The sequence below is a fragment of the Streptomyces sp. MBT65 genome, from assembly GCF_016612545.1.
Taxonomy (GTDB): domain Bacteria; phylum Actinomycetota; class Actinomycetes; order Streptomycetales; family Streptomycetaceae; genus Streptomyces.
Genome location: NZ_JAENRY010000356.1, coordinates 1 through 10,659, shown reverse-complemented (window position 1 = coordinate 10,659; position 10,659 = coordinate 1). Strand labels below are relative to the sequence as shown.

At 69.1% G+C, this 10,659-nt stretch carries 8 protein-coding genes; 3 read left to right on the top strand and 5 right to left on the bottom strand.

All coding sequences use genetic code 11. The features are described 5' to 3' along the window. The coding region (locus tag JHN63_RS44265; protein ID WP_200690786.1) for an alpha/beta fold hydrolase at window positions 1–734 on the top strand (734 nt) is incomplete at its 5' end. 218 nt (window positions 735–952) lie between these two features. Here the strand turns inward: JHN63_RS44265 and JHN63_RS44260 are convergent. Continuing rightward, window positions 953–1,318 carry a VOC family protein gene (locus tag JHN63_RS44260; RefSeq protein ID WP_200690785.1) on the bottom strand — a complete coding sequence of 122 codons (366 nt, stop codon included), beginning with the start codon at window positions 1,316–1,318 and terminating at the stop codon, window positions 953–955. Window positions 1,319–1,411: 93 nt separating this feature from the next. On the opposite strand from JHN63_RS44260, the gene JHN63_RS44255 reads away from it, so the two are divergent. After that, the gene (locus JHN63_RS44255) at window positions 1,412–2,377 is read left to right on the top strand and encodes a YafY family protein (protein WP_200690784.1); all 966 of its coding nucleotides are present in this window, start codon (window positions 1,412–1,414) and stop codon (window positions 2,375–2,377) included. A gap of 594 nt (window positions 2,378–2,971) precedes the next feature. Here the strand turns inward: JHN63_RS44255 and JHN63_RS44250 are convergent. From JHN63_RS44250 to JHN63_RS44235, 4 genes are all read right to left on the bottom strand, one after another. Beyond that, a complete protein-coding gene (locus tag JHN63_RS44250; RefSeq protein WP_200690783.1) occupies window positions 2,972–5,479 on the bottom strand; it encodes a carbohydrate binding domain-containing protein in 2,508 nt (835 codons plus the stop codon). Window positions 5,480–5,686: 207 nt separating this feature from the next. Continuing rightward, entirely contained in the window at window positions 5,687–6,832 is a 1,146-nt protein-coding gene (dgoD, locus tag JHN63_RS44245; RefSeq protein ID WP_200690782.1) for a galactonate dehydratase, read from the bottom strand. 91 nt (window positions 6,833–6,923) lie between these two features. Further along, complete coding sequence (locus tag JHN63_RS44240; protein ID WP_200690781.1) at window positions 6,924–7,712, bottom strand: SDR family NAD(P)-dependent oxidoreductase; 789 nt, start codon at window positions 7,710–7,712, stop codon at window positions 6,924–6,926. A 193-nt stretch (window positions 7,713–7,905) separates the two neighbouring features. Further along, the gene (locus tag JHN63_RS44235; RefSeq protein ID WP_307782133.1) at window positions 7,906–8,940 is read right to left on the bottom strand and encodes a LacI family DNA-binding transcriptional regulator; all 1,035 of its coding nucleotides are present in this window, start codon (window positions 8,938–8,940) and stop codon (window positions 7,906–7,908) included. A 334-nt stretch (window positions 8,941–9,274) separates the two neighbouring features. Between JHN63_RS44235 and JHN63_RS44230 the strand changes: the two genes are divergently transcribed. Continuing rightward, entirely contained in the window at window positions 9,275–10,543 is a 1,269-nt protein-coding gene (locus JHN63_RS44230) for an ABC transporter substrate-binding protein (protein WP_200690780.1), read from the top strand. Window positions 10,544–10,659 lie beyond the last annotated feature (116 nt).

The window sequence follows — 10,659 nt, the reverse complement described above, 5'->3', positions numbered from 1 at the left end:
CCGCCCGCACCGTCGCCCTCCCCGGCGGACTCTCCGTCACCATCCAGGAGTTCGGCGAGAACACCGAGGGCACGGGCGTGCTGATACTGCACGGAGGCGCCGGCCCGCGTACGGTCGCCGGCATCTCGAACGCCCTCTCCGAGCACGTCTACGTCGTCACGCCGACCCACCCCGGCTTCGACGGCACGCCCCGCCCCGAGCGCTTCGACACGGTGGCCGACCTGGCCATCGCCTACCTGGACCTGCTCGACACGCTGGACCTCAAGGGCGTCATGGTGGTCGGCAACTCCGTCGGCGGCTGGATCGCCGCGGAGATGGCCCTGCGCGACAACCAGGGCCGGATCGGCGCCCTGACCCTGCTGAACGCGGTCGGCATCCACGCCCACATGGTCGAGAACCGCGTCGTCGACCCGCGCACCATGGCCCCGTCCGACATCAGCCAACTCTCCTTCGCCGGCGCCGAGTTCCGCCCCGACTTCGCGTCCTTCACGGACGAACAGCGAAGCCGCGGCCGCCTGCACCGCGTGACCGTCCCGGTCCTGGTCGTCTGGGGCGAGGAGGACGGCATAGCCCCCCTGAAGTACGGCCGCGGCTACGCCGACGCCTTCCCCAACGGCCACTTCGCCCCGATCGCGAACGCGGCCCACTTCCCGCAGATCGAGCAGTTGGGGGCGACGCTGGGGGCGATCGGCGACTTCGTGAGCACGGTGGTGAAGCCGGGGTCGACGGACTGAGGTCGCGTCGGTTCCCCCAGGGGAGGCCCGGGTCGATGACCTTCGCCCAGCGGTTCCGTGTGGGCGATCCGCGAGAACCGTCGACGACATCGACGACGGAGTGCGGGCAGACGTAGCCACGCCGAGCCGGGGCAGGTGTCGTACTCGCCGTCCTCTTCTCAAAGTCGGACGACGGCAGGCGCGGCACCTGTCCTGCGCGCCTGCCGCAGTGCGGCCTTTCAGTCCCGCGGTGCGACGCGGATACGGTTCCCGTCCGGATCGGCCGCGAGGAAGGTCGGCCCGAACCCCGCGTCATGGGGCTCGCGCAGGATCGTGACCCCCTTGGACTTCCACCGCTCAAAGATCGCGTCGAGCTCGTCGGGTCCACCGTCGATGGCCAGGCACACCTCACTGGTGCGCGGGACATCCGGTGACAGATCCTCGAACTGGCCGGACCACACACCGAGGTCGGCGCCCGGCCCGAGGTCGAAGGTGATGTATCCCGACGTCTCGAACGAGGGGCTCATGCCGAGGAGGTCGCCGTAGAAACGGGCTGCGGCGGGAGCGTCGTTGACGTAGACGATGGACACGACGGATCTGGTCATGGGTTGTTCCTTCTCCCAGGTCGGAGGTACGCATCCGCCAGCCTGACCGGGATATGCGCCGCATCGTGTCGCAGTTCCTGAAAAAATCGGCGGGTGACCCCCGACCGCTTCTTCACCCTGATGCTGCTCCTCGAATCGAGGGAGGCCATGACCACACAGGAACTCGCCTCAGCGCTCGGGGTGTCCCTTCGCACCATCAACCGGGACCTGAACTGGCTCCGCGACGCCGGTCTGCCGGTGACCGCGCACCGGGGCCGCCTCGGCGGCGTGACCATGCTGCCCGGGTCCGGGCCCGACCTCGCGCGACTCACACCGGGCGAGCGTGATCATCTGTCGCTCACCGGGCTGGACGAGAGGCAACGTGCGGAACTCGACGCATCGGCCGAGAGCCGGCGCGCGCTCGCCAAGATCGCCGCCGCACAGCCACGTCGAGTGCGTGAACTCCTGCCGCTCACCGACGTGGTGCACGTGGACAGCCGTCCCTGGCGTCAGGCACGAGCTTCCGGTACGACTCCGGCTTCGCTGATCGGCCCGGTGCGGCGAGGTCGCCGACTAAGGATCGAGTACGACAGCCCACGTGCGCCATCCCCACGCGACCTGGTCGTGGATCCCTACGGGCTGTTCGCCAAGGCCGGCATCTGGTACCTCGTCGCCGACCGCGCCCGAGTGCCACGGATGTACCGGCTCGAACGGATCACGGCGTGGAAAGAAGTCGACCGGCCACGACGGATCCGCGAGAGCCAGACCCTGGCCACCGTCGCCGCAGCGCTCGTCGACCAGTGGGAGCACAACCACGCGATAGAGGTCAGCGCCACCATCGACCGGACCCAGATCGAGCGGGCGCAACGGATCTTCGGCCTACGACTCGTTCCGGACGACCGTGAAGAATCCGCCGCCGGCCACAAGGTGACGATCCGCTTCCTGCACCTGGAGGACGTGCGAGCGCTCCTGCCGTTCGGGAACACCATCACCGTGCACGGCCCCGCCGAAGCCAGGGCTCATCTCCGCGACCTCGCCACCGAACTCGCCCACCACTATGCGCCGGTCCCAACGGCCTGACCCGCAACGGCAATCGCGTCGAAGTCGCCAACGGTGGTTTCGGTCCGGGCAAGGCGTTGTCCCTGACCGACACCGGCCGCTGGTTCGGCGATCGTGCGGATCTCGCGATGGCCTACCGCGACTTCGCCGCTCCCGACCACCAACTCCCTCCAGGAATTGTCCCGTTCATGGACCGGGGCTGCGCCATGTGGGCACTGATCGACTTCCGCACCGCGAGTTGTCCAGCAGGGACTGCCCCGACTGGTGACATTGTGCAGATGCTCACGGATGGCGAAGCGCTGAGCCGAGGCAGGCAACACCTCTGACAGACCTGCCCCGAAGGGAATTCGTGCGCGGCCGGCGCTGGCAGGTCACCCCTTGGCCATCGGCTGAGCCCGGCCGTCGGTTGGGTCCCGGACGGGTTCTCCGGGCCGCCCCCGGACAGGTCGGGGATGCAACCATTCCTTACAGAGCTGGAACCCCCGGAAGCCGGCCGCGCGCTTGCGACCATAGTCGTAGGCACTGACAACCGGGATCTCCGGAAGATCGCCACGACGCACGGCCCCCGGGTCACCAGAGGAACCCGGGGGCCGTGCGTCGGTCAGTGGTCGTGCGCTACGGCAGCTTCACCAGTGTGAAGTCGTCGCAATAGCCCGCCGCCGAACCGGAGTTCTTGTAGCAGTACACCGATGCCGCCGTGTTGGAGACACCCGTCGTGAAGAAGATCGGTTCCTGGGCGTACGACGTCGTCGACGCCCGCAGGTACGTCTCCGTACCGCCGAAGCTCTTCACGCCGACCGCGACCTCCTCACCCGAAGTCGCCACCTTCGCCCACGCCGCCAGCAGGTAACTCCCGCCGGAGGTAAGGCCGGTGACCGTCTGGATGGCGCCGCTCGCACTCGCCGCCGTCTGGAGCGAGTACGTACCCGTGCGGGAGTTGGATGCCGCCACGCTCGACGCCGTGCCCGTGCTCTGCGTCCACGGAGTCAGCGCGCCCGTCTCGAAGCCCGGGTTCGTGACCGCGTTCGTGGCGGAGGACAACGGCTCGACCGCGAGGTCGTCGCAGTAACCCGCCCCCGTTCCACCGGCGTTCTTCCAGCAGTAGACCGTGGCCGTCGTGCTGGAGGAACCCGTGGTGAAGACGATCGCCGCCTGGGAGTACGACGTCGACGCGACGTTCGTGTACGTCTCGGTGCCGCCGAAGCTCTTCACCCCGATGGCAAGGGTCTCGCCGGCCGTCGCCACCTTGCCCCAGCCCGTCAGCAAGTACGTCGTCGACGGCGTCAGGCCCGTCAGGGACTGGTTGGCGCCGCTGCCGCTCGCCGTCGTCGTCAACGCGTCAGCCCCCGTACGGGAGTTGGCCGCCGTCACCGAGGACGCCGTACCGCTCGCCTGCGTCCACGGGGACAGACTGCCCGTCTCGAAGCCCGCGTTGGACAGCAGGTTGCCGCCGGTGCCGTTGTACGCGCCGATGTTGGGGGCCGCCGTGGCCGACACCGCGTTGCCGTACGCGTCGGAGCCGCCGTTGGACGCGATGACCGCGCCCGCCCTGATCACCGGGGACGACGGGTGGACCTGGTAGGCGTTCTTGCCCGTGTAGGAGGAGGACGTGTTGGCGTTGCCCGCGTTGCGGAACTCCGGGTCCGACGTCACCTTGGCCGCGTCCGCGGGTTCGCGGGACGGGTGGTTGCCGTAGAAGAGGTTGTTGGAGTAGGTCGAAGTGCCGGTGGTGGTGAAGTAGTTGCCGGAGCCGTAGTTGAAGACCGCGTTGTTCTGGAAGGAGAGGGCCCCGCTGATCGACGTGCCGGCGCGGGAGTACAGGATCGGCGTGCTCAGGCCGTCCCGCACCGAGAACGTGTTGTTGTAGAAGAGGGGGACGGCTGACGAACTGCCGCTCTGGTTCGGGACTCCGCCCACGAAGTGGAGTACTCCGCCGCCGTGGGTCTGCGTACCGGACGTGGGGCAGCCCGAGTTGCTGCCGTCGTTCTCGCTGATGTTGTAGCGGACCACCGTGCCGTCGCTGGGGACGGTCGACGTGGGCTCGTTGGCGATGGTGAAGGGCGGCATCACCAGCAGGAAGCCGCCGAGGTTCTGGTGGCTGTAGTTGTACTGGAACGTGGTGTTGTGGTTGCCCCAGTCCACGTCGAAGCCGGTGCCGTCGGCGCCGTTGATGTGGCAGTACACCTCGTTGTTCTGGACGACGGTGTTGCTGCTGCCGGACATCCAGATGCCGGCCGAGGCGCCGTTGCAGTACTGACCGGACGGCGGGCAGGTCGACTTGGCGCCGCCGTAGCCCGCCTTGTTGCCGTCGATCAGGGCGCCGTCGTTCTTGACGACGAGGATGTCGTCCGCGCCGTCGTACGTCATCGTGTTGTTGCGGATGACGGTGCCGGTCGTCAGGCCGGTGCCCTGGCCGTCCGCGTCCGGCGTCACCGCCACCGCTATGCGGTCCACGTGGTCGAAGGTGTTGTTCTCCACGACCACGTCGTTCCAGGTGGAGACGGGGGTCGTGTGGTCGGTCTGGACGCCTACGCCCGCGTTCGTCGCGTACCAACCGCCGCCGTAGCCCGCGATGTTGTGGATGTACATGTCGTGGACGCGGATGTGGTTGAGGACGCCGCCGGAGCTGTTCTCGGCCAGGACGCCCGAACGGTACGCGGGTGACGAGGCGTTGTCGATCAGCTCCAGGCCGCCGATGTCCCAGTACTGCTGGTTCAGGAGGTGGATGACCGCACCCGTCGCACCCGCCGCGTCGATGATCGGCTTCGCGCCACTGCCGTACGACGCCATCGAGATGTTGCTGCCGGAGGCGCCCGAACCGCCGGGGGCGAGTTGGCCGGTGCAGGTGGTGCCGGCCTTGAAGAGGATGCTGTCGCCCGCGGCAAAGGTCGTGCCGTTGACGGGTGTTACCGAGTTCCAGGGGCTGGCGCTGGTCCCGGTGCCGTTGGTGGAGGCCGAGCAGTCGACGTAGTAACTGGTGCCTGCCGCCGCCGCGTCGGTGGCGGTGACCGGGACGAGCAGGGCGCCCGCCAGCGCCGCGATCAGGGCCAGGGCCCGCGGCCTTCGACTTCGGCGGGTGGCGAAAAGTGGTCCGTCGGACGAACCGAATCTGCGACGCTTCATTGCGCGCTCCTTGGATGGGTGGATGTGTCCCTTGCCGCTGCGTGCGGCGAGATTCCCCTCTTCACCAGGCGCGATGACCGGTTGCCGCCGGTGCGCCTGGAGCGTGTGGCGCTGTCCCGACGCCGGATTCGACGGCGTCGGGGCAGCGTGGAGCCAACGACCCGCCATCGGCGGGCCGTTGAGGTCAGCGGCCGTTCAGGTCGCGCATCACCAACTCGCCAGTGAACCGTCCGCGTTGCGCCACACCGGATTGCGCCAGCGGTGGCCGCGTTCGGCCGCGGCGCGGACCTTGTCCTCGTCGACCGTGATGCCGAGGCCGGGGGCGGTCAGGCGGTGGATGTAGCCGTCCCGCACCTCGAACGGCGACGCGTCCGCGAGGTAGCCGAGCAGGCCGCTGCTGTCGCCGTAGCCGATGCCCAGGGACTGTTCCTGGATGAGGAAGTTCGGTACGGCGAAGTCGAGTTGGAGGCTCGCGGCGAGCGCGATCGGGCCGAGCGGGCAGTGCGGGGCCACGAGCACGTCGTAGGCCTCGGCCATCGCGGCGATACGGCGGGTCTCGGAGATGCCGCCGGCGTGGCTGATGTCGGGCTGGGCCACGGCGATGCCCGCGCCGAGCACCTCCCGGAAGTCCCAACGGGAGAAGAGGCGTTCGCCGGTCGCGATGGGGATGGAGGTGGCGCGGACGACGTCGCCGAGGTCGCGGGTGAACTCGGGGAGGACCGGTTCCTCGACGAACATCGGCAACAGCGGTTCCAGATAAGGCAGTACGCGCCTCGACATCGCTCCGCTGAAGCGGCCGTGGAAGTCCAGCGCAACGTCGCGGTCCGGGCCGATCGCTTCGCGTACGGCGCTCACCCTGGCCACGATCGCGTCGATCGCCGCGGGGGTGGCGAGCGGCTCAAGTTGCGCGCAGGGGTTCATCTTTACGGCGGTCAGGCCCTTGGCGACCTGGCCCGCGGCCGATTCGGCGAGCTCCTCGGGACTCTCGCCGTAGAGCCAGCCGTAGATGCGGACGCGGTCGCGGACGTGGCCGCCGAGGAGTTGGTGCACCGGTACGCCGTGGGTCTTGCCCGCGATGTCCCACAGGGCCTGGTCGATGCCGGCCAGCGCGCTGCTGAGGACCGGGCCGCCGCGGTAGAAGCCGCCCTTGGCGAGCATCTGCCAGTGCTCCTCGATACGGGCGGGGTCCTGGCCGAGCAGGTAGTCGAACATCTCCTCGACCGCCTTGGCCGTGGTGTGGGCCTTGCCCTCCACGATGGGCTCGCCCCAGCCGGATATGCCCTCGTCGGTGTCGACGCGCAGGAAGAGCCAGCGCGGCTCGACGAGGAACAGCTCGTATCCGGTGATTTTCATGCTGCGGACCTCCGGGTCCTACGGGTATTACGGGAGGGGAGGGGAGGGGTGCGAGGGCGCCGAGCGCCTGATCCGCTGGGGGTTCGGGGGCCTACTCCTGCGAACTGATGCTGCGCCCGCCGTCCACGACCAGGTTCTGGCCGGTGATGAACGACGCGTCGTCGGAGCCGAGGAAGGCGACGGCGGCGGCGATGTCCTCGGGTTCGCCGAGCCGCCCGACCGGGGTACGGGCCGCCGTCTGGGCCCGGTACTCGTCCGGTGCGTCGGTCCACAGACCCGTCTCCACCGCACCGGGCACCACCGCGTTGAATCTGATCCGGCCCGCGTACTCGACCGCCAACTGCCGTACCAGCGCGCTGACTCCGCCCTTCGCCGCCGCGTACGCCGGGAAGCCGCTGAAGCCGAGCACCGCGTGCACGGAGCCCGTGACGACGACCGCGCCGCCGGATGCCGTGAGCAGCGGGACGGCGGCCCGGACGCCGTAGAAGACGGAGTCGAGGGCGAGGCGGAGGTGGTCGTGCCAGGAGGTGTCGTCGAGTTCGTGGATCGCGCCGGGGAGGTTGCGGCCGGCGTTGAGGTGCAGCAGGTCGAGGCGGCCGGTCCACTCCTGGGCGGCCCGGATCGCCTCGGGCCATGCCTCGGGGTTCGTGACGTCGAGCCCCAGGTGACGGGCCCGGCCGCCCTTGGCGCGGACCTCTTCGGCCACCTTCTCGGCCCCGGCCGCGTCCACGTCCGTGACCAGCACGGATCCGCCCTCGTCGGCGAGGCGCCGCGCGGTCGCGGCACCGATGCCGGAGGCGGCGGCGGTGAGGAGGGCCGTACGGCCGGTGAAACGGGAGGCGTGACGGTCGGGGTGGTTCTCGGGGGTGGTGCGGCTCATGGCGTTCCTCTCGGCGTGACCGGCCCGTCCGGTCATCCGTCCATCGGTACTGTCCTTCGTTCCTCGGTACTGCTCCCGGCCCGGCCGGGCCGTCCTCGGCCCGGCAAGCCGCCTCTCACCCGGCGGGCCGCCCCTCGCTCTCCGGCTCGACCGGCGGCTCGGTCGTACCGGAGGAGAGGGGAACCCGTACGGGTCAGCCCGTAGTGCCCGGCCCCGCCGTGGACCCCCGCAACACCAGACTTGGCTCGGTCGGCACCACCACATCCCCCGGCGGCCTCCCCTGGATCTCCGCGACCAGCGCGTCCACCGCGGCCGTGCCCAGTTCGTGCAGCGGCATCGCGACCGTGGTGAGCGGTGGGGTGAGGTACGCGGCGACGGGAAGGTCGTCGTTGCCGACCAGGGAGATGTCCTCGGGGATGCGCAGGCCACGCTCGTGGATGGCCCGCATCGCCCCGATGGCCTGGGCCAGCGAGCTGGTGTACAGCGCGGTGACCTGGGGTTCTCCCTCGGCCGGGGTGAGGAGTTCGCGGGCGGCCGCCGCACCGCCCTCCTCGGTGAAGTCGCCGGAGGCGACCGGTGCCGCGACGAGTCCCAGTGCGGCGGCGTGCCGTAGGAACGCGTCCCTGCGGTCCTCACTGGGGGTGATCCCGGAGGGGCCGGCGATATGGCCGATCACCCGGTGACCGAGTGCGTGCAGGTGGTCGAGCGCGGTGACGCTGGAGCGGGCCACGTCCATGGTGACGTTGCGGCCCGAGTCCTTGACGGCGCGGTTGAGGAAGACATGCGGAACCGGGTTGCGGCTCAGGGTCTCCAGCAGGGGATGGTCGGGCCGGGCGGAGGCGATCAGCAGACCGTCCACGCGGCCTTCCTTGACCAGGTCGTTGAAGGTGTCGTCGGCCTCCTGGCCGTCGAAGTCCTCGGCGAGCAGGGAGAGATAGCCCAGTTCACGGGCGCGTTGGTAGGCGCCGCGCGAAATGGTCACGTACGTCGGGTTGTTGAGGGCCGGCACCAGCAGGGCCAGGGCGTGGGTGCTGGCCCCGGCCAGGGCGCGGGCCCCGGAGTGCGGGCGGTAGCCCAGGGCGGCGGCGACCTCGTGGACGCGCTGTCTGGTCTCGGGGCGGACGGACAGGTCCTGCCGTCCGTTGAGCACCTTGGACACCGTCGCCTTGGAGACTCCCGCCTCCCGTGCGACGTCCACCAGCCGTGCCCGTACGGGCTGTTCAGCCACGCGAGTCCTCCATGTCAACCACGTTGTCGACCACCCTGACCGTCATGCGAATCGTGCCCGACTGCCGGGTTCGCCCGGGGTGTGGCGTTCGGCGTGCGGTGTTGCGTTTGACCTCTTGACACCTTCTGGCGCCGCAACCTAGCGTTCGCCGAAGTCGTTGGTCAACCGGTTTCCCTGGATGGATTTCAGTGATATATCCATTCAGGCCCGGCAAAGCACGACGGTCCTCGCACAGCCGACGGGACTCGGCGAACAGCGCGGACCCCCAACTTTCTTCACAAACCCCTGCAAGCAAGACGAAATCGGCATGCGCCGATGATGGGTGAGGTGTGCAATGAAGCGCTCCGGGAGACTGCTCGCGGTCGCCACCACGGTCGCCGCCCTGGCGACGTCGCTCGCCGCCTGTGGCGGCGGCTCCGACTCGACCTCGGCGGACGGGACGGTCACGCTCCACGTGGAGGCGTGGAAGGGCGGCGGCGCGGAGCCGGCGAACATCGCGGAGATCAACAAGGCCTTCGAGAAGGCGCACCCGAAGATCAAGATCGACTTCAAGTACACCACCGCGGACCCGACGTACACGCAGAAGCTCCAGCCCGAGCTGCTGGGCGGCAAGGCCGGCGACGTCATCATGGTCGACGCGGACAAGATGAAGAAGTGGGGCGCCTCCGGCTACCTCGCGGACCTCTCGAACGAGTCGTGGGTCAGCTCCATATCCTCGGCCGCGAAGCCCTTCACGCAGAGCGACGGCAAGACGCTGGCGATGCCGATGGAGCTGATCGGCATCGGTCTGTACGCCAACATGGACCTGCTGAAGAAGGCCGGGATCACCGAGGTCCCCGCCGACTGGCCGACCTTCCTCGCCGACCTCGCGAAGATCAAGAAGGCCGGGATCACGCCCATCTCGCTGCCGGACAAGGCGGGTTGGACCGGAAGCTCGATCTTCCAGGCGAGCGGTTCGACGACCGTCTACCAGAAGAACAAGCAGTGGGACGCGGACTTCCTGGCCGGCAAGGCGTCCTTCGCCTCGGACTGGAAGGAGCCGCTCGACCAGCTCAAGACCCTCGGTGACAAGGGCTTCGTGAACTGGAAGAACGAACTCGGCGTCGACGAGTGGTCGCAGGGCCCGCAGGACTTCAGCGCGGGCAAGAGCGCCTTCTGGTACCAGGGTGCCTGGCAGGTCTCCAACATCAAGAAGGCCGGTTTCCCGGTCTCGTTCGCGCCCTGGCCGGGCGGCGCGGCCGGCACCAAGCCGAACGCGATGCTGTTCTCCGGTACGGCGTGGGGCGTCAACTCCCAGTCGCAGCACGCGGACGCGGCGAAGGAGTACGTCAAGTTCTGGTCGCAGAGCGCGAATCTGGCGAAGTACCTGGACGCCGAGCACGCCGAGTCCCCGTTCACCGGTGGCACCACGCCGGACTCGACGGAGACGACCATCTTCAACACCGCCTTCACCGAGGGCCGTTACCGGGTGCTGCCCTCCAACACCTGGTACGGCGCGCAGGCGGAGACCGACACCGGCTCCAAGGTCCAGTCGTTCCTGCTGGGCCAGTCGGACGCGGCGAAGACGCTGAAGGACATCCAGACGGCGGCGTCCGCCAAGTAGCCGTATCGGTGGGGGTATTGGGCCGTCCGGTCAGTCGAACGCCGGCCGGGTCGATCACCCGGCGGGTCTGATCACTCGGTCGATCTGGTCACCCGGCCGGCGTTCGACTGACCGGA

Coding starts and splice junctions, on each gene's coding strand:
- JHN63_RS44240 (WP_200690781.1), bottom strand. CDS start 7,712: ATGAGCCGCACCACCCCCGAGAACCACCCCGACCGTCACGCCTCCCGT.
- dgoD (WP_200690782.1), bottom strand. CDS start 6,832: ATGAAAATCACCGGATACGAGCTGTTCCTCGTCGAGCCGCGCTGGCTC.
- JHN63_RS44230 (WP_200690780.1), top strand. CDS start 9,275: ATGAAGCGCTCCGGGAGACTGCTCGCGGTCGCCACCACGGTCGCCGCC.
- JHN63_RS44250 (WP_200690783.1), bottom strand. CDS start 5,479: ATGAAGCGTCGCAGATTCGGTTCGTCCGACGGACCACTTTTCGCCACC.
- JHN63_RS44260 (WP_200690785.1), bottom strand. CDS start 1,318: ATGACCAGATCCGTCGTGTCCATCGTCTACGTCAACGACGCTCCCGCC.